Origin of the sequence: Streptomyces sp. NPDC127129 (assembly GCF_042671585.1) — a bacterium.
Classification (GTDB): domain Bacteria; phylum Actinomycetota; class Actinomycetes; order Streptomycetales; family Streptomycetaceae; genus Streptomyces.
In genome coordinates this window covers 253955-276819 of sequence record NZ_JBHXTV010000011.1, presented here as the reverse complement: position 1 = coordinate 276819, position 22865 = coordinate 253955, and the positions used below count along the sequence as shown (strand labels likewise).

The following is a 22865-nucleotide window of genomic DNA, read 5'->3' as shown; positions in this document are numbered from 1 at the left end:
CTCGTTTCGACGCGTGAGGTATATGTGTCCAGGCTCCAGGCCGATCACCTGTACAAGGTGTTCGGCAGACGACCCGACGAAGCCGTGCGGAAGCTCGCGAACGGCGCGGACCGCGACGAGCTCCGCGCCGACGGCACGACCGCGGCGGTGATCGACGCGTCGTTCGTCGTCGACCCCGGTCAGATCTTCGTGGTGATGGGTCTGTCCGGATCCGGCAAGTCCACCCTCCTGCGCATGCTCAACGGCCTGCTGGAGCCCACCGCGGGCCGCGTGCTGTTCGACGGCAAGGACCTCACCGCGCTCAGCCCCCGCGATCTGCGCACCGTGCGGTCCACGAAGATCAGCATGGTCTTCCAGCACTTCGCCCTCTTCCCGCACCGCAGCGTCCTCGAGAACGCCGCGTACGGCCTGGAGGTCCAGGGCGTCCCGCGCGCCGAGCGCGAGACCCGGGCCGCCGAGGCCCTGGAGCTGTGCGGACTCGCCGGCTGGGAGAAGTCCTGGCCCGACGAGCTCTCCGGCGGCATGCAGCAGCGCGTGGGCCTCGCCCGCGCGCTCGCCACCGACGCCGACCTGCTCCTCATGGACGAGTCGTTCAGCGCCCTCGACCCGCTGATCCGCCGCGACATGCAGGACCAGCTCCTCGAACTGCAGAAGCGGCTGAAGAAGACCATCGTCTTCATCACCCACGACCTCAACGAGGCCATGCGCCTCGGCGACCGCATCGCGGTGATGCGCGACGGCCGGATCGTCCAGCTCGGCAGCGCCGAGGACATCCTGATCCGTCCCGCCAACGACTACGTCGCCTCCTTCATCCAGGACGTCGACCGCTCGCGCGTCCTGACGGCCGCCGCCGTGATGACCGAGCCCGACCACCCGCGGCCCGACGGCTGCGACTGCGAGACCGTCGGCCCCGACACGCCCGTCGCCGAGCTGTGCGCCGTCAGCGCGCGCGTCCCGCACGCGGTGGCCGTCAAGGACGCCGACGGCACCGTCCTCGGAGTCGTACCGCAGTCCCGTCTGATCGGCTTCATCGGGGACGAGCAGCGCCCGCCCATTGCCTGCACCACCGGCGAGAAGGAGGTGGCCACCCATGCCTAGGCTCCCTCTCGGCCAGTGGGTCGACAGCTCCGTCGACTGGCTCCAGGTCCAGCTCTCCTGGCTCTTCGACGCCATCACCACCGTCGTCACCGGTCTCTACGACGGGATCGACGCGGTCCTCTCGGCGCCCGAGCCCCTCCTCTTCGCCGGCATGCTCGCCGTCGTCGCCTGGTGGCTGCGCGGGCTCACCGCCGGTGCGCTCGCCTTCGCGGGCTTCGCGCTCGTCGACTCCGTCGAACTGTGGGACGACGCCATGTCGACCCTCTCGCTGGTGCTCGTCGCCACCCTCGTGACCCTCGTGATCGCCGTACCGCTCGGCATCTGGGCGGCCCGTTCCAAGACCGTCAGCGCCGTGCTGCGCCCGGTCCTGGACTTCATGCAGACCATGCCCGCCATGGTCTACCTGATCCCCGGCATCATCTTCTTCGGCGTCGGCGTGGTTCCCGGCATCATCGCCACCATCGTCTTCGCCCTGCCGCCCGGCGTCCGGATGACCGAACTCGGCATCCGCCAGGTCGACGGCGAACTCGTCGAGGCGGCCGAGGCGTTCGGCACGACCCCGCGCAACACGCTGCTGCGCGTGCAGCTGCCGCTCGCCCTGCCCACGATCATGGCCGGCATCAACCAGGTCATCATGCTCGGCCTGTCCATGGTCGTCATCGCCGGCATGGTCGGCGGCGGCGGGCTCGGCGGCGCGGTCTACCGCGCCATCGGCAACGTCGACATCGGCCTCGGCTTCGAGGCCGGCATCTCCATCGTCATCCTCGCCATGTACCTCGACCGGATGACCGGCGCGCTGGGCCGCCAGGTCTCGCCGCTCGGCCGCCGGGCGCTCGCCAAGGCGCGGGCCGTGAGCGCCGCGCGCGCCGGCGCGAAGCTCTGGGGCCACCGTCCGCAGCCCGTCACCGCGCTCGTGGGCGTGGTCGTCCTCGCGCTCGTCGCGGGCGGCATGGGCTTCCTCGGCGGCGGCGCGGCGTCGACCACGGCCGGCGGCAAGGACATCGGCCACGGCAAGAAGATCACCATGGGCTACATCCCGTGGGACGAGGGCATCGCCTCCACCTTCCTCTGGAAGGAACTGCTCGAACGGCGCGGCTACGAGGTCGACGCCAAGCAGCTGGAGGCCGGCGCGCTGTACACCGGCATGGCGGGCGGCCAGATCGACTTCGAGACCGACTCCTGGCTCCCGGTCACGCACGCCCAGTACTGGGAGAAGTACCAGAACAAGCTGGAGGACCTCGGCTCCTGGTACGGCCCGACCTCGCTGGAGCTGTCCGTCCCGTCCTACATGAAGGGCATCGACTCGCTCGACGACCTCAAGGGCAAGAGCGGCCAGTTCAAGGGCCGGATCGTCGGCATCGAGCCGAGCGCCGGAATGATGGGCATCCTCAAGGACAAGGTCCTCGACGCGTACGGCCTCAAGGGCGAGTACAAGGTCGTCGACGGTTCCACTCCCGGCATGCTCGCCGAGCTGAAGCGCGCGTACGACAAGAAGGAACCGGTCGTCGTGACGCTCTGGTCGCCGCACTGGGCCTACTCGACGTACGACCTGAAGAAGCTCAAGGACCCCCAGGGGACCTGGGGCAAGGGCGACGGCGTGCACACCCTCGCACGGAAGGGTTTCACCGCCGACAACCCCGAGGTCGGTGCCTGGCTGAAGAACTTCAAGCTCACCGAGAAGCAGCTCACGGACCTCGAAGCCGCCATCCAGAAGACCGGCAAGGGCAAGGAGCAGGAGGCCGTCCGCGGCTGGCTGGACAAGACCCCCGGCCTCGCCGAGAAGCTGGCTCCGCAGTAGGACCGAAGCGGGCATTCCGGCTCCCGACCGCACAGGGGTGGTCGCCGAACGTGTTCGGCGGCCACCCCTTTTCGCCACGACGCGAAACCCCGTGCCAAAGCTGCGTAAGGTTCAGGTAACCGACCAGTACGCGGCACCGATACACGGGAGGGAGCGGACGTGGACGAGAAGGACTCACCACGCGTGGGCGCGGCCGTCAAGAAGCGCCGCAGGGCCCTCCAGCTGACCCTGGCCGTCGTGGCCAAGCGCAGCGGACTGTCCGTGCCCTTCCTCAGCCAGATCGAGAACGAGCGGGCCCGCCCCAGCGACCGCTCCCTCTCCCTCGTCGCCGGCGCCCTGGAGACCACGGCCGCCGACCTCCTCGCCGCGGCCGAGGCGGCCCGCACCGTCGACGTCGTACGAGCCGACGAGCACCCCCACGCGATGCCCCCCGGAGTGCGCTCCCTGGTCCGCGGCCGGCACCAGCTGCACGCGCTGGAGTTCACCGGTGAGCGGGACGCGGGCCGTGAATTCCAGCACCGCAACGACGAGTTGCTGTTCGTCGCCGACGGCGCCGCGGAGGTCGAGGCCGAAGGCCGTGCCTACCGGCTCGAACGCGGCGACACGCTCTACCTCTCCGGAGGCGTACGGCACCGCTGGCGCGCCACCGAGCCGGGCACCCGCCTCCTCGTCGTCGCCGTCGCCGAGCACATCGAGGCCGACGACACATGAGCCCGGCGGCCCGTGTCGTCTCCCTCGTCCCCTCGCTGACCGAGGCCGTCGCCGTCACCGCGCCCGGTCTGCTCGTCGGCGCCACCGACTGGTGCAGCCACCCGTCGGACCTCGACGTCGTACGGATCGGCGGCACCAAGAACCCCGACGTCGCGGCCGTGATCGCGCTCCGCCCCGACCTGGTGATCGCCAACGAGGAGGAGAACCGCGCCCCCGACCTGGCCGATCTGCGCGCCGCCGGGATCGAGGTCCTGGTCACCGAGGTCCGCACCCTGGACCAGGCGTTCGGCGAGCTGGACCGCGTGCTGCTGGCCTGCGGCATCCCCGGGCGGCCGCGCTGGCTGGACGAGGCGGAGGAGGCGTGGGCGGCCGTCGACGCCCCCGGCCCGCCGCTGACGGCCGTCGTGCCGATCTGGCGCCGGCCCTGGATGGTCCTCGGCCGGGACACCTTCGCCGGCGACCTGCTCGCCCGCCTCGGCATACGGCAGGTGTACGCGGCCCACCCCGAGCGCTACCCCCGCGTCCCGCTCGACGACCTCCGGGCGGTGGGCGCCGACCTGGTGGTCCTGCCGGACGAGCCGTACCGCTTCACGCGCGACGACGGCCCCGAGGCGTTCCCCGGGACCGCCGCCGCACTCGTCAGCGGGCGTCATCTCACCTGGTACGGGCCGTCACTGGCCGAGGCTCCGCGGGTCCTCGCCCGGGAGCTGCGAGCAGCGCACCGCTGAACAGCCCACGCAGGGTGTGGAATCCGGCCACCAGCCAGGCCGCGACGAGGAAGACGTACAGCGCGATCGCGAGCCAGCGGTACGCGGCGAGGCCGGTGTGCAGGGCGAGTCCCTCGGCGCCCGTCACGCAGGTGCCGACCGGGAAGGTGAAGGCCCACCAGGTCATCGCGAACCCCATGCCGCGACGGCGGGCCCGCAGCACCATCGCGCCGGCGAGCGCCAGCCACAGCAGGGCGAAGCCCATGACGGGGACCCCGTAGAGGACGGCGAAGGCGGCGAAGCCGTGCGCGTACGGAGCGGGCAGCACGCCCGGCGCGACGTCGGCGAACTTGTTCGCGGCGGTGGTCGACTGGCCCAGCGGGCCGAGGACCAGGAAGAGCGTCGGGGTGAGCGCGAGCGGCAGCGGACCGCTGGTCACCAGGCGGCCGAAGACCAGCGGCAGCATGACGAGCGTCGCGAGCAGACTGATGCCGAACATGGCGTAGCAGGCGATCAGCAGCGTCTGCTGGGGCTGCCCGGCGGGCAGGTGCGGCAGGAGCAGCGGGCCGACCGCCGCGGAGACCATGGGAGCGACGACGGGCAGCAGCCACACGGGGGAGGCGCCCTCGATCCTGTGGTGCACCACCATCAGGTACGGGATCCCCATGGCGGCCGCCAGGCCGATCGCGGTGCCCGCGGTGAACAGGACCGCGTCGACGGCGACGGCCGCGGACACACCGATCCAGTCCCGGCCGACGAGCGGCGCACCCGCGCCGACCGCGAGCAGCGCCATCGCCAGACAGCCGTAGAACGGGGCCACGGCCGGGTCCATCAGGTGCTCCCTGGCCCGGTCGCGGTGGTGGATCCAGTGCGCGGCACGGGCGGTGAGCAGGGTGAGGAGCATCGCGGCGGAGAGGGCCCAGACGGCCGTGCAGGCGGTCCGCAGGCCGGGGACGTGCACGGGGAGCGTCGCTCCCGCGTTGGCGACGATGGCGGTGCCCATCACCGAGGCGTACCAGTTGGGGCCGAGGTGACGGACCGCGGCCGCCCGTACGCCGGGGGTGGTGGCGAGGGGGGCCGGAAGCAGAGGTGCGAGTGTTGCCATGGCCCCAGATTCGCGCGGTCGCGCGGGCCCGACCAGGGATCTTGCCGCTATGACGTCATAAGCTGACTTTATGAGCAGTGAGCCGAGCGCGCCCGTACCCCTGTCCCACCGGGTCCCCGACCTCGGCGCGCTCGAACTGCTCCTGGCCGTCGCCCGCCACGGCAGCCTGGGGAGGGCCGCCCGCGAGGTGGGCATCACCCAGCCCGCGGCGAGCAGCCGGATCCGCTCGATGGAACGCCAGCTCGGGGTCGCCCTGGTGGACCGTTCGCCGCGCGGCTCACGGCTCACGGACGCGGGGGCGCTGGTCACGGACTGGGCCCGGCGGATCGTCGAGGCGGCGGAGGCCTTCGACGCGGGCGCGCAGGCGCTGCGGGGGCGGCGGGACTCGCGGCTGCGGGTGGCCGCGTCGATGACGATCGCCGAGTACCTGCTGCCGGGATGGCTGATCGCGCTGCGCGGGGACCGGCCGGACACGGCGGTGTCGCTGATGGCGGGGAACTCGGCGGCGGTCGCCGAGCGGCTGCTCGCGGACGAGGCGGACCTGGGGTTCGTGGAGGGGCTCGCCGTGCCCGAGGGCCTGGACGGGGCGGTCGTCGCCCGCGACCGGCTCGTCGTGGTCGCCGCGCCGTCCCATGTGTGGGCCCGCCGTCGCCGGCCGCTCGACCCGGGGGAGCTGGCCGCGACTCCGCTGATCCTGCGCGAGCGGGGGTCCGGGACCCGGCAGGTCCTCGACTCCGCGCTCTCCGCGCACGGCGGGCTCGCGCAGCCGCTGCTGGAACTCGCCTCCACGACGGCCGTGAAGGCGGCGGCGGTCAGCGGGGCGGGGCCGGCCGTGCTGAGCGAACTCGCGATCGCGGAGGAACTGGCGTCCCGCCGCCTGGTCGAGGTCCCGGTGGAGGGCGTCCTGCTCCGCCGCGACCTCCGCGCGGTCTGGCCCACGGGCCACCGCCCCACGGGCCCGGCCCGGGACCTCCTCTCCCTGACGAGGGCGACGCCGACGGGGTGAGGGCGCCGAGGGGTTGAGGGCGCCGACGGGGTGAGGGCGCCGACCTGCGGAGAACGCAGACGGGCCGGCACCGGGCCCTGGCCCGTTCTCCGGCCCTCCGTCCGCGGCCGCCGGCCGGTCACCTCGTACGCCCGCGCGGGTCAGCCGGTGCGACGGGAGCGGGCCAGCGCAAGGCAGCCGAGGACGACGCCGGCCACCCCCACCACCAGGGCGACGTAGGCCCCGCCGAGCCCGTTGCCGGTCCCGATGGCACCCCTCGAGGTGGCCACGACCAGCACGCCGAGGGCCACCCCGAAGAGTCCGGCGCCCAGGGCCGTGACCGCCCGCCTCCGGGCGGATCCGCGGCGGGTGCGACCGGCGGCGCGAGCCAGGGCCAGCCCACCGACGACCACGGCGGACAGCCCGGCCAGCGCGGCCACGACGGCCCCGATCCGGCCCGCGCTCATGGTGAACACACCGGCGGCCAACGGCTGGAGGGCAAGGACGGATCCGGCAGACATGAGCTGCTCCTTCTCCTGAGGGACGTGATGTCCTGCGATGGTGTCCCCGGGCCCCAGGGTCCGTCGTCCGCCGGACGCGGACACTTCACGCTGCGGCGGCCGTCGCAGTCGGCTACCGCGGACACGGCAGAGACGCGTACGGCTACCGCCGATGCGGTAGCCGTACGGTCATCCGCGAGCAGGAGTCGCCCACTCCGACATCTGGCTAGGGTGCGGGACATGAGCAGACGGTGGTCCGGTGTCCCGGCCGTTGCGAGGGACTGGGCGGTCGCCGTGGGAGTGGCGGCGGCGCTGCTGGTGACCGGGCTCTCCGAGGAGCGCCCCGCGACCGGTCTCGACCTGCTCGGCCTGGGTCTGCTGACGCTCGGCGGCCTGGCGCTGGCGGCGGGCCGCCGAGCTCCGGTTCCCGTCCTGGCCGTCACCGGGCTGTGCGCCGTGAGCTCCCAGGCGGCCGGCTACGACGTGCCCGCCGTCGCGTACCTGTTCGCGGTGTACGCGGCGATGCGGGCCGGGCACCGCGTCGCCACGGCGGTGGCGAGCGTGACCGTCCTGGCAGGCCTCCCTCTCGCCGCCCTGGCAGCGGGCCTGCACGACACGGGCGAGGCGTTCGCGCAGGCCCGGGGAGCGCTGCAGCTCGCCTGGCTGATCGCCGCCGCGGCGGCGGGGGAGGCCCTGCGGCAGGCCGAGCGCCGCGCGGACGAGGCCGAGCGCACCCGGGAGGAGACCGCGCGCCGCCGCGCCGACGAGGAGCGGCTGCACATCGCGCGGGAGCTGCACGATGCGCTCACCCACCAGATCTCCGTCGTCAAGGTGCAGGCCGAGGTCGCCGTCCACGTGGCCCGCAAGCGCGGCGAAGAGGTGCCGGAATCCCTGCTGGCGATCCAGACGGCGGGGCGCGAGGCGACCCGGGAGCTGCGCGCGACGCTGGGGGCACTGCGCGACGACGACACGGCCCCGCCGCGCGGGCTCGACCATGTTCCGGAGCTCGTGGACCGTGCCCGGGCCATGGGCCTGGCGGCGTCCCTGACGATCGAGGGGGAGCGGCACGACGTGCCGGCCGCGGTGGACCGGACCGTCTACCGGATCGTCCAGGAGTCGCTCACCAACATCGCCCGCCACGCCGACGCGGCCAGGGCGTCCGTCCGTATCGACTACCGCCCGGACGCCCTCGCGGTGTGCGTCGACGACGACGGCAGGGCCACGCCGGGCGCCGCACCGGTCCCCGGGCTCGGGCTGCTCGGGATGCGCGAACGTGTCACGGCGCTCGGCGGCAGTCTGCGGGCCGCGCCCCGCACCGAAGGCGGATTCACCGTCCGCGCCGAACTGCCCGTGGAGCGAGCGTCGTGATTCGAGTCCTGCTGGTCGACGACCAGCCGTTGATCCGCAGCGGCTTCCGCGCGCTGCTCGACCTGGAGGGCGACATCGAGGTGGTCGGCGAGGCCGCCGACGGCGACGAAGGCCTGGCACTGGCCAGGCAGCATCTGCCCGACATCGCGCTCGTCGACATCCGGATGCCGGTCGTCGACGGTATCGAGACGACCCGGCGCATCGCCGCGGACCCGGCACTCGCCGGGGTCCACGTCGTCATCCTGACCAACTACGGCTTCGACGAGTACGTCTTCGAGGCCCTGCGCGCCGGCGCCGCCGGGTTCCTCGTCAAGGACATCGTGCCGGAGGACTTCCTGCACGCCGTACGTGTCGCCGCGCGGGGCGACGCCCTCCTCGCCCCCTCGATCACGCGCAAACTCATCCACCGCTACGTCACCCAGCCGCTCACCACCGGGGCCGGAACGGGTCTGGAGGAGCTGACCAACCGCGAACGCGAGGCCGTCGCCCTTGTCGCGCGAGGACTGTCCAACGACCAGATCGCCGACAGCATGGTGATCAGCCCGACGACCGCGAAGACCCACGTCAACCGGGCCATGGCCAAACTCCGTGCCCGTGACCGTGCCCAGCTCGTCGTCCTCGCGTACGAATCCGGCCTGGTGACGCCGGGCTCCGCCTGAGGTCGGGCCGGCGCCGTCAGCCGGCCGCCGCGATCAGGCCTCGCATCACCCTCAGGTCCTCGCCCATCTCCGGGTGCCACTGGACGCCCAGGGCCCAGGCCGGGGAAGGGAGTTCGATCGCCTCGACCGTGCCGTCCTCCGCGTACGCCGAGGGGGACAGGCCCTCGCCGAGGCGGTCCACCGCCTGGTGGTGGTAGGTCGGCACCGAGGTCGTCTCCGGGACCAGGGCGGCGTACCGCGTCAGCGGGACCGGCTTCACCGTGTGGCGGCCGATCACACCGATCCCCTCCGTATGGCCGCCCAGGTGCTGGACCAGCGTGCCACCGAGGGCCACGTTCAGCAGCTGCATGCCCCGGCAGATGCCCAGCACCGGCGTGCCGGAGGCGAGCGCCGCCTCGATCAGGGCCAGCTCCCACGCGTCCCTGGCCCGGGCCGGGGGGCCGGTACGGGGGTCGGGCTCGGCCCCGTACCGTACCGGCTCGACGTCCGCCCCGCCCGCGACCACCAGACCGTCGATCCGCGCCACCACCGATGCGGCGGCGGACGGGTCGTCCGGCGGGAGCATCGTCGCGAGGCCGCCGCTCGCCTGCACCAGGCGCGGGTACCGCGCGGGCAGCAGCGCCGCCGGCATCTCCCACACGCCCCAACGGGCCTGGTCCAGATAGGTCGTCACGCCGATGAGCGGCTTGGACACGGAATCTCCTCCTGAAGGAACGACGGTGGTCAGTCGCGTTCGAGCTCGGCCTCGGCCGCCGCGAGCGCCGCGAACTCCTCCTCCGGCGCCTTGGCCACCAGGTGCTTCCGACTGTAGAACGCGAAGTAGGCGAGGGCGATCGCGTACACCCCGAGCGCCATGAACGCCGCGTCCTTGTCGACCAGGAACGTCGCCACCAGCGCCGACAGGGCCAGGACGAACGCCACGGACGAGGTCACGACGCCGCCGGGGGTCCGGTACGGCCGCGGCAGGTGCGGCTCGCGGCGCCGCAGCACGATGTGCGAGAGCGCCATCAGGGCGTACGAGATGGTGGCGCCGAACACCGCGATGTTCAGCATCCGCGCGCCGTTCCCGGTCCCCGCGGCCAGCGCGAAGCCGATCGCGCCGGGGATGAGCAGCCCCAGGTAGGGCGACTTGCGGCGGCTGGTCAGCGAGAGGAAGCGCGGCAGGTAGCCGGCCCGGGAGAGCGCGAAGAGCTGGCGCGAGCCGGCGTAGATCAGCGAGAAGAACGAGGCGACGAGCCCGGCCAGGCCCGCGTAGTTCACGAACCGGCTGAGCGTCGTCGGGTCCCCGTCGCCCTGCAGCGCCACGACCAGCGGGTTCCCCGCCTCCTGGATGGCGGCCGAGCCGCGCGCCCCGGTCGAGGCGACGAACGTCATCACGGCGAGCAGCACCAGGATGCCCATCGAGATCGCGAGCGCCCTGGGCATGGAGCGGACCGGGTCCTTGGCCTCCTCGGCGGCGAGCGGCACGCCCTCGACGCCGAGGAAGAACCACATGCCGAAGGGGAACGCGGCCCAGATCCCGAGGAGTCCGTACGGCAGCCAGGAGCCGGAGCCGAGGGCCTCGGTGTCGACCGGGATGTCGTTCAGGCCGTCGACGTGGAAGTCGCTGAGCGCGCCGAGCGCGAAGATGACCAGGGCCGCGACCGCGATCGCCGTCACGATCAGGCTGAAGCGGAGCGCCTCGCCCACGCCCCAGAGGTGGATGCCGATGAAGATCACGAAGCAGGCGAGATAGACCGGCCAGCCGGACTCCAGGCCGAAGAGGCCGAGCGATTCGACGTAGTCGCCGATGAAGATGGAGATCGCGGCGGGGGCGAGGATGTACTCGATGAGGATCGCGGTGCCGGTGAGGAAGCCGCCCCAGGTGCCGAGCGCCCGGCGCGCGAAGCCGTAACCGCCGCCCGCGGTGGGCAGGATGGCGGAGAGCTCGGCGAGCGCGAAGACGAGACAGGCGTACATCGCGCCCATCAGGACCGTCGCGATCGCCAGTCCGCCGAAGCCGCCCTTGGAGAGGCCGATGTTCCAGCCGGAGAAGTCGCCGGAGACGACGTAGGCGACGCCGAGGCCCGTGAGCAGCAGCCAGCCGGCGCTGCCGCGGCGCAGCGCGCGGCGTTCGAGGTAGTCGTCCGGTGCTGTCTTGTTCCCGGTGGTGTCTTCGAGCGTCATGGCAGCGTCAGCTCCCGCGTCGGGCCCAATGGATTGGTGCCATACCTTTGCGCCGCCCCGGCGGGAACGCAACCCCCGTGCGTTACTTTCGGGTTACGCGTGCCCCGCTTCTCCGGCTCGGTTACCTCCGGGCGCACTCTCGCCCGGGCGTGCGCGCTCTCACGTCAGGAAGCCGCGCAGCAGTGCCGCCGTGCCGCCGCAGTGTTCGCGCATCACCTCGCGGGCCCCGTCCGCGTCGCCGTCCAGGACCGCCTCCACCAGGGCCGTGTGCTGGTGCTGGGAGTGCTCCAGGTTCCGTACGAGCAGCGGGATGCAGTCCAGGAGGTCGTTCACCGTCGCCCGCACGGCGGCGTACTGCGCCGTGAGCGTCGGAGAGCCGGAGAGTTCGGCCAGTGTGAGGTGGAGCAGCGTGTCCTGGCGCCGGTAGTCGTCCAGCGTGGCGTCGTGTGTGGCCGCCAGGGCGGTGCGGAGCCGGTCCGCGCCCGTGTCGTCCAGGCCGTGCGCGGCGCACAGCCCCGCCGCGCCGACCTCCAGGACCTCCCGGAACCGCAGGGTGTCCTCCATGTCGACGGACGCGATCCGGCGCCGCAGCTCGTCCTCGTCGGCCGTCTGCGGCCGGTGCAGCACGAACGTTCCGCCGTACCGCCCGCGCCGGCTCTCCACGAGCCCCTGCTCCTGGAGGACCTTCAGCACCTCGCGGAGCGTGACCCGGCTGATCCCCATGCGGTCGGCCAGCTCCCGCTCGGCGGGCAGCCGGCCGCCGCCGGGGACGAGCCCGAGGCGCACCACCTGGAGGATCTGCTCCAGCGCCTCCTCGAAGCCGTTGCCCGCCCGGACCGGCCGCAGCACGGGCGTCAGCCGGTCCGCCGATTCACTCGTACTGGACACGTTCCCGTTTCCCCTTCCCAAGCAATGGTCTTCGGCAATACCTTATGGCTTCCGGCTGACCCAAGGAGGAGTACATCCCGTGGCAGACCGCAAAGCCCCGCTCTCCGTCGAGGAGCTGCGCTCCCTCGTCGAAAGCGGTGAGATCGACACGGTCGTCCTCGCCTTCCCCGACATGCAGGGACGGCTCCAGGGCAAGCGGTTCGCCGCACCGTTCTTCCTCGACGACGTCCTCGAACACGGCACCGAGGGCTGCAACTATCTCCTGGCCGTCGACGCCGATATGAACACGGTCGACGGATACGCGATGTCCTCCTGGGACCGCGGCTACGGCGACTTCGCCATGCGCCCCGACCTCTCCACCCTGCGGCGCGTGCCGTGGAACGAGGGTACGGCCATGCTCATCGCCGACCTCGCCTGGAACGACGGCTCGCCCGTCGTCGCCGCGCCCCGCCAGATCCTCCGCCGCCAGCTGGAACGGCTCGCCGAACACGGCTACACCGCCCACGTCGGCACGGAGCTCGAGTTCATCGTCTTCAAGGACACCTACGAGCAGGCCTGGGACGCGAACTACCGCGGCCTGACCCCGGTCAACCAGTACAACGTCGACTACTCGGTCCTCGGCACCGGCCGCGTCGAGCCCCTCCTGCGGCGGATCCGCAACGAGATGGCCGGCGCGGGCCTGACCGTCGAGTCCGCCAAGGGCGAGTGCACCCCGGGCCAGCACGAGATCGCCTTCAAGTACGACGAGGCGCTCGTCACCTGCGACCAGCACGCCGTCTACAAGACGGGCGCCAAGGAGATCGCCGCCCAGGAGGGCGTCTCGCTCACCTTCATGGCGAAGTACAACGAGCGCGAGGGCAACTCCTGCCACATCCACCTCTCCCTCCAGGACGCCGACGGGCACAACGTCATGGCCGGCGACGGACCCGCCGGCATGTCGGAGATCATGCGCCACTTCCTGGCCGGCCAGCTCGCCGCCCTGCGTGACTTCTCCCTCCTCTACGCGCCCAACATCAACTCCTACAAGCGCTTCCAGCCCGGCTCCTTCGCCCCCACCGCCGTCGCCTGGGGCGTCGACAACCGCACCTGTTCCCTGCGCGTCGTCGGCCACGGCCGCTCGATGCGCTTCGAGAACCGCCTCCCCGGCGGGGACGTCAACCCCCACCTCGCCGTCGCGGGCCTGGTCGCCGCCGGCCTGTACGGCATCGAGCAGGGGCTCGAACTGCCCGCCGCCTGCGACGGGAACGCCTACACCGCCGACCACGCCCACGTCCCCACCACACTGCGCGAGGCCGCCGAGCTCTGGGAGACCAGCCCCATCGCCAAGGCCGCCTTCGGCGACGAGGTCGTCGCGCACTACCGCAACATGGCCCGCGTCGAACTGGACGCGTACGACGCCGCGGTGACCGACTGGGAGCTGCGCCGCTCCTTCGAACGCATGTGAGGAACGAGTTGCCGCACGAACTGCTTGTCCTGAACCCGGCGACCGAGGAGGTCGTCGCCACCGTCCCCGCCGCCACACCGGAGGACGTCGACGCCGCCGTCGTACGGGCGGCCGGGGCCCAGCGCGGCTGGGCCGCCGCCGCCCCCGCCGACCGCGCCCGGCTCCTGCGCCGGTTCGCGGCCGTCGTCGACGCCCACACCGAGGAACTGGCCCTCCTCGAAGTCCGCCAGGCCGGCCACACCCTGGGCAACGCCCGCTGGGAGGCGGGCAACGTCCGCGACCTGCTCGACTACGCGGCCGGCGGAGTGGAGCGGCTGAGCGGCCGGCAGATCCCGGTCGCCGGCGGTCTCGACGTCACGATCCTCGAACCCCTCGGCGTCGTCGGCGTGATCGCGCCCTGGAACTTCCCCATGCCGATCGCCGCCTGGGCCACCGCCCCCGCCCTCGCCGCCGGCAACGCGGTGATCCTCAAGCCCGCCGAGACCACCCCGCTCACCGCGCTCCGGCTCGCCGAACTCGCCCTGGAGGCCGGGCTCCCCGAGGGCCTCTTCCAGGTCCTCCCCGGCGAGGGAGCCGTCGCCGGCAACGCGCTCGTCGAACACCCCGGCATCGCCAAGATCGTCTTCACCGGCTCGACCCGGGTCGGCAAGAGCATCATGGCGAAGTGCGCCGACCAGGTGAAGCGGGTGACGCTCGAACTGGGCGGCAAGAGCCCCAACATCGTCTTCGCCGACGCGGACATCGAGGCAGCCGCGGCCGCCGCTCCCATGTCCTTCCTCGACAACAGCGGCCAGGACTGCTGCGCCCGCACCCGCATCCTCGTCCAGCGCAGCGTGTACGACCGCTTCCTGGAGCTCCTCACCCCCGCCGTCGAGGAGATCGTCGTCGGCGCCCCGGCCGACGAGAAGACCCAGATGGGCCCGCTGATCTCCAGGGCCCAGCTGGAGCGCGTGCGGGCGTACGTCCCCGACACCCTCCCCGGCATCCGCGGCAAGGCACCCGAGGGCCCCGGCTTCTGGTTCCCGCCGACCGTCCTCACCGACATCGCCGAGGACGCCCCCTGCGCCGTCGAGGAGGTCTTCGGACCGGTCGCCGTCGTCCTGCCCTTCGAGGACGAGGCGGACGCCGTACGGCTCGCCAACGCCACCGACTACGGCCTCTCCGGCTCGATCTGGACCCGTGACGTCGGCCGCGCCCTGCGCGTCTCGCGCGCCGTCCGGGCCGGCAACCTCTCCGTCAACTCCCACTCCAGCGTCCGCTACTGGACCCCCTTCGGCGGCTACCAGCAGTCCGGCCTCGGCCGGGAGCTCGGCCCCGACGCACTGACCGCCTTCACCGAAACCAAGAACGTCTTCATCAGCACGGAGGGCCCCGCACTGTGAGCAACGAGAGCAACGACACCATCTGCCGCCGCCTCGTCGGCCGCACCGCCGTCATCACCGGCGCCGGCAGCGGCATCGGCCTGGCCACCGCCCGCCGTCTCGCCTCCGAGGGCGCCAACGTCGTCTGCGGCGACATCGACGAGACCGCCGGCAAGGCCGCCGCCGAGGAGGTCGGCGGGACGTTCGTACGGGTCGACGTCACCGACCCCGAGGAGGTCGAGAACCTCTTCAAGGTCGCCTTCGACACCTACGGCTCCGTCGACATCGCCTTCAACAACGCGGGCATCTCGCCCCCCGACGACGACTCCATCCTCACCACCGGTCTCGAGGCCTGGAAGCGCGTCCAGGACGTCAACCTCACCTCCGTGTACCTCTGCTGCAAGGCCGCCCTGCCCTACATGCAGCGGCAGGGGCGCGGCTCCATCATCAACACCGCGTCGTTCGTCGCCGTCATGGGCGCGGCCACCAGCCAGATCTCGTACACCGCCTCCAAGGGCGGCGTGCTCGCCATGTCCCGCGAACTGGGCGTGCAGTTCGCCCGCGAGGGCATCCGGGTCAACGCGCTGTGCCCGGGACCGGTCAACACCCCGCTCCTCCAGGAGCTGTTCGCCAAGGACCCGGAGCGCGCCGCGCGCCGACTGGTGCACATCCCCGTGGGCCGGTTCGCCGAGGCCGAGGAGATCGCCGCCGCCGTGGCCTTCCTCGCCAGCGACGACTCCTCCTTCATCAACGCCACCGACTTCCTCGTCGACGGCGGCATCTCGGGCGCGTACGTGACCCCCCTGTAGGGCCCGTCGCGCGGGCCCTAGGCTTGCGGGATGACCATGACGACGCCACCCGGCTGGTATCCGGACCCGGCCGTGCCCACCGTCGAACGATGGTGGGACGGTACGAACTGGACCGCGCACACCCGGCAGGCCCCGGCCGCGCCCACCGTCGTCTCACCGGCTCTGCCCGGACGCGGGGGCGGGCGGAGCCGGGCCGCCGTCCTCGGCGCGGTCGCGGTGGCCGTGGTCGCGGCGGTCGTCGCGGGCGTGGTCGTGTTCCGCGGCGACGACCCGGAGGACCCGCCCACGGCGGGCCCGACGGCGGCCACGAGCACCCCCACCGCGACGGTCTCCTCCTCCACCGGCGGTGCGCCCGCCGAGGAGGAGGACGAGAACCCCACCCAGGTAGTGGACCAGCTCAACGGCATCACGCTCCCGGTCCTCAAGGGCTGGGAGAAGCCGGAGTACTACTCCGGTCCGGCGCCGACGGTCACGACCGTCGGCACCTACTCCTGCTACGGGGCCGGCACCAAGCAGTGCCGCCACGGCACGGTCTCCTCGCACACGGTCTCGGGCACCGACGCCACGACCCCCGAGGCGATCGCCAAGGAGGACATCGCCCTGGCCGCCAAGGAGACCTACGAGGAGGACGTCCTCGGCAGCCTCCCCTACGGCCGGATGGTCTCCCACAAGGTCGTCGCCTCCCGGCAGGCCGCCGTCGCCGGCCGCACGGGTTACCTGGTCCGCTGGCAGGTCACGACCGACAAGGGCCCCGGCGGCTACGTCCAGTCGCTCGCCTTCCCCTCTCCGGCGGGCAGCGAGTCCCCGGTCGTGGTGCGCTTCGTCTTCGACGCGGGCACGGACGGACCGTCGCTCGCCCTCATGGACGAGATCGCCCAAGGCATCCGCCCCATCGGCAGCGACACCGGCGGAGGAGTGGGCAGCTCGATCACCCCGGGCACGTGAGCGGCGGTGGCCCGGTCCTGAGGCCGGAGCGGGCGCCGCTCGGTCCCACCGGAGGGAGCGGGCGCCGTCCGGTCCCACCGGCGGGAGCGGGCGCCGCTCGGTCCTAGAGGAACGTGCGGCCCTCGCCCCGGTACGTCGGCACCGTCGCCGTGACCCGGTCGCCCTCGATCAGCTGCAGGCTGTCGAACCGCTCGCACAGCTCACCCGCCTTCGCGTGCCGGAACCACACCTTGTCCCCGATGAGGAGATCGTCGGCCGCCGAACCGAGCAGCGGCGTCTGCACCTCGCCCGGCCCCTCCTGCGGGTCGTAGCCCAGCCCTTCCGGCAGGTACGGGACGGGCAGCCGGTCCACGCCGGCCGCGCCGGACGCGGGGTAGCCGCCGCCGAGCACGGTCACGACGCCGACGCCGGGGCGGCGCACGACGGGCTGGGCGAAGAGGGCGGCCGGACGGCCGGTGAAGGACGTGTAGTTGTCGAACAGACGCGGCACGTAGAGCCCCGAACCGGCGGCGATCTCGGTCACCGCCTCCTCGGCCGCCGTGTGCTGCACACTGCCCGTACCGCCGCCGTTGACGAACTCCAGGTCCGGCGCCACCGCCCGGACCGCGCGCACCACGGCCGCGCGCCGGGACTCCAGCTCCTTGCGGGCGGCCGACTGCATCAGCCGGATCGCCCGGGACCGCAGCGGGCGCCCGGCGACCGCGTCCCCGACCCCGGCCACATGCCCTTCGTACGCCATGATCCCGACCAGCCGGAAGCCGGGCCTGCGGGCGATCGAGCGGGCCAGCTCGGCGAGCTGCGCGGGCTCGCGCAGCGGGGAGCGGAGCGCACCTATCCGCACCCGGCCGCCCAGCAGCCGGAGCGAGGTGTCCAGCTCCAGACAGACCCTGATCTCCTCGCCGCCATCCGCGCGTGCCGCGTCGATCAGGTCCAGCTGCGCCGGGTCGTCGACCATCACCGTCACGGCGCCGGCGAGCTTCGGATCGTTCGCCAGCTCGCCGAACGAGGTCCGGTCGGCGGACGGGTAGGCGAGCAGGACGTCCTCGAACCCGGCGCGCGCCAGCCACAGCGACTCGTCGAGCGTGAACGACATGATCCCCGCGAACCCCTCGCGCGCCAGGACCCGCTCGAGCAGCGCCCGGCACCGCACGGACTTGCTCGCCACCCGGATCGGCTTGCCGCCGGCCCGCCGTACGAGATCGTCGGCGTTGGCGTCGAAGGCCTCCAGGTCGACGATGGCGACGGGCGCGTCGAGGTGGGCGGTGGCCCGGTCGTACCGGGCCCGGTCGGCGGCGCGGGGAGTCATGGCCCGAGCTTGCCAGACGGGTTTACGGGTGGGTAGCCCCTGAGTTCCCGTGCGGAGGGGAACAGCCCGTAGAGTGGCGGGCATTGCGAGAGCAGGCACCACGACGGAACGACCAGGGGGGCGGGGATGAGCACCGACGCGCACCGGCCCACCTCCCGCACCGGCGAGGCCCTGTTCCCGCCCCCGAAGCCGGCGCCCGACACCGCGCCGCCGGGGGTCCCCGGCCCGGCCGCGCCGGACCGTGTTCCGGCGGCCCGCCCGGAGACCGCAGCACCGGCCGCCACCACCGTCGCGGGCCCGCCGCCCGGAATCCCTCCGCGCCCGACGGAACCCCCCGCTCCGGCGCGCCCCGCAACACCCCCCGCGCGCCCCGCACCGGAAGCCCCGGCGCCGCCCGCGCGCGCCGTGACACCCGCTCCCGCCCGGCCCGCGCCGGAACCCCCCGCGCCGCCCGCCGCCGACGGCGCCACCGGCGCCGCCCGCCCCGGGGTCCCCGCGCCCGCGCGCCCCGCCTCCGCCCCGCCCGCGCCCGTGCGCCCCGCCTCCGCTCCCGCGCGCCCGGCCCCCGCGCCGCCCGCCGCCGACGGCGCCACCGGCTCCGCGCGCCCCGGGGTCTCCGTTCCCGCGCGTCCGGCCTCCGCGCCGACCGCTCCCGCCCGGCCCGAAGGCCCCGTTCGCTCCGCCGGCGCACCCGCCGTCGAGACGACCGCGCGGCTGCGGCCGATCCGCGACACGGGCACCCGGTCGATACCGCCGCGCCCCGCGACCCCGGCGCGGCCCACCGCGCCCGCACCGCGGATGCCGGCCCAGACGTACGGAACGTACGGCGCCTACCGGCCCTACACCGCGCCGCCCGAGACCGTCGTCGAGACCACCACCCGCCTCCGGCCCATCCGCGAGCGCCGCGTGGGCCGGTTCGTCGCGGCCGGGGCCTGCCTCGTCCTCGGCGTCGGCCTCGTCGGCGGCGCCGCCGCCGGAGCCGTCCTCGCCGCCACCGAGGCCGGTGCCGCCGAGGAGCCCGCGGGCTACGCCGAGGCCAGGACCGTGTGGCACAGCGTCCCCGTCGACACCCTCTTCCCCCGCACCCTCGCGGGCCCCAAGGAGGGCCCCGGCGCCGCCGACCGCACCTGGACACGGATCGTCGTCGCGCCCGACGCCCCCTGCACCGCGGCCGCCCTGCCCAAGAGCGTGCTCACCACCCTGCAACCCGTCGGCTGCGACCGCGTCCTGCGCGCCACGTACACCGACGCCACCGCCTCCAGCGTCATCACCGTCGGCCTGGTCTTCACCCAGGCCGATCCCACCGCCACACGCTCCCTCGCCACCGAGTCCGCCGCACGCCTCGGCGCCGACGTGCCCCCGGCGCTCTCCGCCCCGGGCACCGTGGCCGCCCGCTTCGGCGCCGCGCAGCGCGCCGGCTGGTGGACCCGGGCACTCCCCGATCTCCCCGTCGTCGTCACCGCCGTCTCCGGCTTCGCCGACGGCCGTCCCGTCGCCTCCCCCCAGCCCGCCGACCGCGCCATGGCCGAGGGGCAGACCAGCCCCGTCGCCCAGTCCGGCCTCGGCCACGAGGCCAAGGGCGTCGCCGACCGGATCGAGAGCACCCTGCGCACCACGGTCACGACCGCAGCGAAGGACGACGACCGGTGACCCGCTCCCGCGCCCTCGCGGTCCTGCTCGCGACCGCCTTCGCGGTTCTCCCCGCCACCACCACCCCGGCCCACGCCGACACCATCCGCGCCCGCCAGTGGGGTCTCGAAGCCCTGCACACGGCCAAGGCCTGGCGCACCACCAAGGGCGAGGGCATCACCGTCGCCGTCCTCGACACCGGGGTCGACGGGAGCCACCCCGACCTCGTCGGCTCCGTCCTCACGGGCAAGGACCTCGTCGGCTTCGGCGCCGAGCGGGGCGACCGGGCATGGGCCCGTCACGGCACCGCCATGGCCGGCATCATCGCCGGTCACGGCCACGGCCCCGGCCGCCAGGACGGCGTCCTCGGCATCGCGCCGAAGGTCGAGATCCTGCCCGTCCGGGTCATCCTCGAAGGCACCGACAAGGCCCGCGACAAGGCCCGCAAGACCCGCGGCACCGCCCTCGCCGAAGGCATCCGCTGGGCCACCGACAACGGCGCCGACGTCATCAACCTCTCCCTCGGCGACGACTCCAAGTCCGCCCACCCCGACGCGGGCGAGGACGCCGCCGTCCAGTACGCCCTCGCCAAGGGCGTGCCCGTCGTCGCCTCGGCCGGCAACGGCGGAGAGAAGGGCGACCACATCTCGTACCCCGCGGCCTACCCCGGTGTCGTCGCCGTGACCGCCGTCGACCGGTACGGCACGCACGCCTCGTTCTCCACCAGCCGCTGGTACTCCACCGTCAGCGCCCCCGGCGTCGACATCGTCATCGCCGACCCGGACCGCCGCTACTACGAGGGCTGGGGAACCAGCGCCGCCGCCGCCTTCGTCTCCGGCGCCGTCGCCCTCGTCCGGTCCGCGCACCCCGACCTGACGCCCGCCCAGATCAAGCGGCTCCTCGTCGACACCGCCCGCAACCGGCCCAAGAACGGCCGCAGCGACGACAAGGGGTACGGCACCGTCGACCCGGCCGCCGCCATCGAGGCCGGCGCCCGGCTCAAGGCCGCCGAACCGAAGAACGCCTCCGCCGGCTACCGCGGCCGTTACTTCGGCGCCGGACCACAGGCCGCCCCCGAGGACGACAGGCCGGTCGGCCTGCTCGCCCCCGCCGCCGGCGGTGTCGGCGCGCTCCTGCTCGCCGCCGCGGTCGTCCTGTGGCGCGGCAGCCGCGCTACAAGGCCGCACCCACCGCGCTGACCGCCGCCCGCGCGGCCTTCTCCACGCACCTCACGCCCGCGTCCTTCGTGGCGTGACCGTCGGAGACCACCGCCACGAGGCAGACCCGCCCGCCGGACGTCACCCGCCCCACGCTGTTGACGACCCAGAGGCCGGTGGCATCACGGGGGAGCCACCCGTTCTTCACCGCCCCGCCGGTGCCCGCCGCCGGGACACCCCAGGCCTGGTCGGCGGCCACGCCCTCCATCAGCCCGGTGATGTACGTACGGGAGTCCTCGGCCAGCGGCGAGTCCGTGCCGAACACCGCGCGGAGGAGCACCAGTCGGTCCGCCGCCGTCGTCTGCGTCAGCCCCCATGCCCTCGCGCCGGTCGTCCGCACGAGCCCGAGCCGCGCGTTGGCGGCGTCCAGGCCCTCAGCGCCGCCGATCTCCTGCCACAGCGTGGTCGCCGACGCGTTGTCGCTCCGCCGGATCATCGCGGCGGCGGCCGTGCGCTCCGCCGGGGTCGGCCCCCGGCCCTCGTCCTGCGCGCGGAGCAGCAGGGCCGCGAGGATGTCGAGCTTGACGACGCTCGCGGTGTCGTACGTCCGCCCCTCGCCGCCGTACGAGGCCGAGCGCCCGGTCTCCAGGTCGAGCACCGCGACCGACAACGACACCCCGCTCCCGGCGAGCACGGGCGCGACGGCCTCGGCGAGCGCGGCGTCGAGATCCGCTTCCACGGTCACGGTGGTCGTCTCCTCACGGGTGGGTCGTGCGGCGGACGGGACAAGTCTGGGGCGCTCGGCGGGTGGGACGCCAGGAACGGCGCCCGGCCGCTTGCCCCGCGGGCGGGCGGCCGGGCCCCCGCGGGGCAAGCGGCCCTCCGAGGGCGGATAGGCTCGGTGCGTGGCGCTCAAGAACATCCCTGACCCCGGTTTCTCCGACGACGACGGAACCGCCGACCCGCGGCTCACCGAGGCCCTCGCGGCCTGGGCCGCGGACAGAACCGCGCACGGGCCGGTCCTGGAGGCGCTGAAGGACGCGCGTCTGCTGGTCCCCGTCGTCGCCGTCCTCGGCGAGGTCGAGGAGGACCCGGAGACGGGGCTGCGCCGCGAGAAGACCAGCGACATGGCCGTGCCCACGCTCACCGCCGGCGACCGGCGGGCGCTGCCGGCCTTCACCTCGATCGCCTCGCTCGCGCTCTGGGACCCGGAGGCCCGGCCGGTGGCCGTCCCCCTGCACCAGGCGCTCCAGGCCGCGGCGCACGAGAAGGCGGACACCGTCGTCCTCGACCTCGCGGGCCCGGTCCCGTACCAGCTGACCGGCCCGGCGCTGCTCGCCCTCGCCGAGGGCCGCACCAGTGCGGACCCTCTGGAGGACCCGGCGGTACGGGAGGCGGTACGGAACGCGGTCGCCGCCGAGCCCGCGGTCCTGCGCGCCCACCTGGGCCCCGGCAGCGCCGACGGCACCCTGGCCCTCGTCCTGTCCGAGGACGCGGACCCGGCGGAGGCCGCCCAGCGCGTGGCCCGTGGCCTGGCCGCCGACGAAACACTGAGGGCCCGCCTGGTGCGCGGCCTCGACCTGGCACTCCTGCCGGCCTCGGTCACGCCCCCGGGCGAGCCCTTCTACGTACGGGACGGTCTGTCCTAGCCGTACACCGGGCCCGTGTACTTCTCGCCCGGGCCCTGGCCCGGCTCGTCCGGGATGACGGAGGCCTCGCGGAAGGCCAGCTGCAGGGACTTCAGGCCGTCCCGCAGCGGCGCCGCGTGGAAGGAGCTGATCTCCGTCGCACCGGCGTCGAGGAGGCCGGCCAGCGCGTGGACCAGCTTGCGCGCCTCGTCGAGGTCCTTGTGCTGCTCGCCGTCCTCGGTGAGCCCGAGCTTCACCGCGGCGGCGCTCATCAGGTTCACCGCGACGGTCACGATGACCTCGACGGCCGGTACCTCCGCGATGTCACGGGTCATGTCGTCGAAGTCGGGGGACTCGGTGTGGGGCGTCTCGCTCATGCCCACACGATATGCCGGGCGGGCCGTCCCTCCTTCCCGCGGTCCTCGGTTAGCGAACCGGGACAGTCGGTGCTAACCTTGTGTAACGACCGGCCGGACACCTGTGTGCCCGGCCCACAAGTGGAGGCTCCGATCTCCCACCTGGCCGCCCTCGCGGGCGGCGGGTCACCGGTCAGGTGGCGCCCATCGTTCCGTACGGACGATGGAGCCGCCCGATGTGCGCC

Annotated in this window: 22 protein-coding genes; 14 read left to right on the top strand and 8 right to left on the bottom strand. The window is 73.7% G+C overall.

Annotation, left to right across the window (positions count from 1 at the left end):
• Positions 1-24 precede the first annotated feature (24 nt).
• The 4 genes from ACFVGW_RS22635 to ACFVGW_RS22620 all read left to right on the top strand — a co-directional run bounded on the left by ACFVGW_RS22635 (position 25) and on the right by ACFVGW_RS22620 (position 4335).
• Complete coding sequence (locus ACFVGW_RS22635; protein ID WP_385853252.1) at positions 25-1098, top strand: glycine betaine/L-proline ABC transporter ATP-binding protein; 1074 nt, start codon at positions 25-27, stop codon at positions 1096-1098.
• The gene (locus tag ACFVGW_RS22630) at positions 1091-2896 is read left to right on the top strand and encodes an ABC transporter permease/substrate binding protein (RefSeq protein WP_385853251.1); all 1806 of its coding nucleotides are present in this window, start codon (positions 1091-1093) and stop codon (positions 2894-2896) included. The genes ACFVGW_RS22635 and ACFVGW_RS22630 overlap by 8 nt, the downstream gene beginning before the upstream one ends.
• A 159-nt stretch (positions 2897-3055) precedes the next feature.
• A complete protein-coding gene (locus tag ACFVGW_RS22625; RefSeq protein ID WP_352186440.1) occupies positions 3056-3607 on the top strand; it encodes a cupin domain-containing protein in 552 nt (183 codons plus the stop codon).
• On the top strand, positions 3604-4335 hold the full coding sequence (locus ACFVGW_RS22620; protein WP_385853250.1) for a helical backbone metal receptor: 732 nt from the start codon (positions 3604-3606) through the stop codon (positions 4333-4335). The genes ACFVGW_RS22625 and ACFVGW_RS22620 overlap by 4 nt, the downstream gene beginning before the upstream one ends.
• Here the strand turns inward: ACFVGW_RS22620 and ACFVGW_RS22615 are convergent.
• A complete protein-coding gene (locus tag ACFVGW_RS22615) occupies positions 4262-5419 on the bottom strand; it encodes a TDT family transporter (RefSeq protein WP_385853249.1) in 1158 nt (385 codons plus the stop codon). The genes ACFVGW_RS22620 and ACFVGW_RS22615 overlap by 74 nt on opposite strands.
• 70 nt (positions 5420-5489) lie before the next feature.
• Between ACFVGW_RS22615 and ACFVGW_RS22610 the strand changes: the two genes are divergently transcribed.
• Positions 5490-6425, top strand: coding sequence for a LysR family transcriptional regulator (locus tag ACFVGW_RS22610; RefSeq protein WP_385853248.1), 936 nt, complete (start codon positions 5490-5492; stop codon positions 6423-6425).
• Between the two features lie 140 nt (positions 6426-6565).
• On the opposite strand, the gene ACFVGW_RS22605 is transcribed toward ACFVGW_RS22610, so the two are convergent.
• A complete protein-coding gene (locus tag ACFVGW_RS22605) occupies positions 6566-6925 on the bottom strand; it encodes a DUF6223 family protein (RefSeq protein WP_385853247.1) in 360 nt (119 codons plus the stop codon).
• 219 nt (positions 6926-7144) lie between these two features.
• Between ACFVGW_RS22605 and ACFVGW_RS22600 the strand changes: the two genes are divergently transcribed.
• Together ACFVGW_RS22600 and ACFVGW_RS22595 are read left to right on the top strand one after the other, a co-directional pair.
• On the top strand, positions 7145-8272 hold the full coding sequence (locus ACFVGW_RS22600) for a sensor histidine kinase (RefSeq protein ID WP_385853246.1): 1128 nt from the start codon (positions 7145-7147) through the stop codon (positions 8270-8272).
• A complete protein-coding gene (locus tag ACFVGW_RS22595) occupies positions 8269-8931 on the top strand; it encodes a response regulator (protein WP_383224781.1) in 663 nt (220 codons plus the stop codon). Before ACFVGW_RS22600 ends, ACFVGW_RS22595 begins: the two co-directional genes overlap by 4 nt.
• A 16-nt stretch (positions 8932-8947) precedes the next feature.
• On the opposite strand, the gene ACFVGW_RS22590 is transcribed toward ACFVGW_RS22595, so the two are convergent.
• The 3 genes from ACFVGW_RS22590 to ACFVGW_RS22580 form a co-directional block, all read right to left on the bottom strand.
• Positions 8948-9625, bottom strand: coding sequence for a gamma-glutamyl-gamma-aminobutyrate hydrolase family protein (locus ACFVGW_RS22590; protein WP_385853245.1), 678 nt, complete (start codon positions 9623-9625; stop codon positions 8948-8950).
• 29 nt (positions 9626-9654) lie between these two features.
• On the bottom strand, positions 9655-11097 hold the full coding sequence (gene eat, locus ACFVGW_RS22585) for an ethanolamine permease (RefSeq protein WP_383224784.1): 1443 nt from the start codon (positions 11095-11097) through the stop codon (positions 9655-9657).
• 159 nt (positions 11098-11256) lie between these two features.
• Positions 11257-11985, bottom strand: a complete 729-nt coding sequence (locus ACFVGW_RS22580) for a FadR/GntR family transcriptional regulator (protein ID WP_385853244.1) — start codon at positions 11983-11985, stop codon at positions 11257-11259.
• Between the two features lie 79 nt (positions 11986-12064).
• On the opposite strand from ACFVGW_RS22580, the gene ACFVGW_RS22575 reads away from it, so the two are divergent.
• Genes ACFVGW_RS22575 through ACFVGW_RS22560 form a run of 4 tightly spaced genes read left to right on the top strand, consistent with a single transcriptional unit; the run spans position 12065 to position 16544 of the window.
• Positions 12065-13429, top strand: coding sequence for a glutamine synthetase family protein (locus ACFVGW_RS22575; RefSeq protein ID WP_385853243.1), 1365 nt, complete (start codon positions 12065-12067; stop codon positions 13427-13429).
• 8 nt (positions 13430-13437) lie between these two features.
• Positions 13438-14811 carry an aldehyde dehydrogenase family protein gene (locus ACFVGW_RS22570; RefSeq protein WP_385853242.1) on the top strand — a complete coding sequence of 458 codons (1374 nt, stop codon included), beginning with the start codon at positions 13438-13440 and terminating at the stop codon, positions 14809-14811.
• Positions 14808-15599: a 3-oxoacyl-ACP reductase gene (locus tag ACFVGW_RS22565; RefSeq protein ID WP_385853241.1), complete on the top strand. Its 792-nt coding sequence runs from the start codon at positions 14808-14810 to the stop codon at positions 15597-15599. Before ACFVGW_RS22570 ends, ACFVGW_RS22565 begins: the two co-directional genes overlap by 4 nt.
• 30 nt (positions 15600-15629) lie before the next feature.
• Positions 15630-16544 (top strand): DUF2510 domain-containing protein, encoded by a 915-nt coding sequence (locus tag ACFVGW_RS22560; RefSeq protein ID WP_385853240.1) that lies wholly within the window; start codon positions 15630-15632, stop codon positions 16542-16544.
• 103 nt (positions 16545-16647) lie between these two features.
• Here ACFVGW_RS22560 and ACFVGW_RS22555 read toward each other — a convergent pair whose 3' ends face one another.
• Entirely contained in the window at positions 16648-17850 is a 1203-nt protein-coding gene (locus tag ACFVGW_RS22555) for an amino acid deaminase/aldolase (protein WP_385853239.1), read from the bottom strand.
• Positions 17851-17976: 126 nt separating this feature from the next.
• Between ACFVGW_RS22555 and ACFVGW_RS22550 the strand changes: the two genes are divergently transcribed.
• Complete coding sequence (locus tag ACFVGW_RS22550) at positions 17977-19500, top strand: hypothetical protein (protein WP_385853238.1); 1524 nt, start codon at positions 17977-17979, stop codon at positions 19498-19500.
• Complete coding sequence (mycP, locus tag ACFVGW_RS22545; RefSeq protein ID WP_385853237.1) at positions 19497-20678, top strand: type VII secretion-associated serine protease mycosin; 1182 nt, start codon at positions 19497-19499, stop codon at positions 20676-20678. Before ACFVGW_RS22550 ends, mycP begins: the two co-directional genes overlap by 4 nt.
• On the opposite strand, the gene ACFVGW_RS22540 is transcribed toward mycP, so the two are convergent.
• Positions 20653-21381 (bottom strand): hypothetical protein, encoded by a 729-nt coding sequence (locus ACFVGW_RS22540; protein ID WP_385853236.1) that lies wholly within the window; start codon positions 21379-21381, stop codon positions 20653-20655. The two genes, mycP and ACFVGW_RS22540, sit on opposite strands and share 26 nt — an antisense overlap.
• Positions 21382-21541: 160 nt before the next feature.
• Here ACFVGW_RS22540 and ACFVGW_RS22535 point away from each other — a divergent pair, with 160 nt between their 5' ends.
• A complete protein-coding gene (locus ACFVGW_RS22535) occupies positions 21542-22285 on the top strand; it encodes an SseB family protein (protein WP_383224802.1) in 744 nt (247 codons plus the stop codon).
• Here the strand turns inward: ACFVGW_RS22535 and ACFVGW_RS22530 are convergent.
• Entirely contained in the window at positions 22282-22641 is a 360-nt protein-coding gene (locus ACFVGW_RS22530; protein WP_352186456.1) for a DUF1844 domain-containing protein, read from the bottom strand. The two genes, ACFVGW_RS22535 and ACFVGW_RS22530, sit on opposite strands and share 4 nt — an antisense overlap.
• Positions 22642-22865 lie beyond the last annotated feature (224 nt).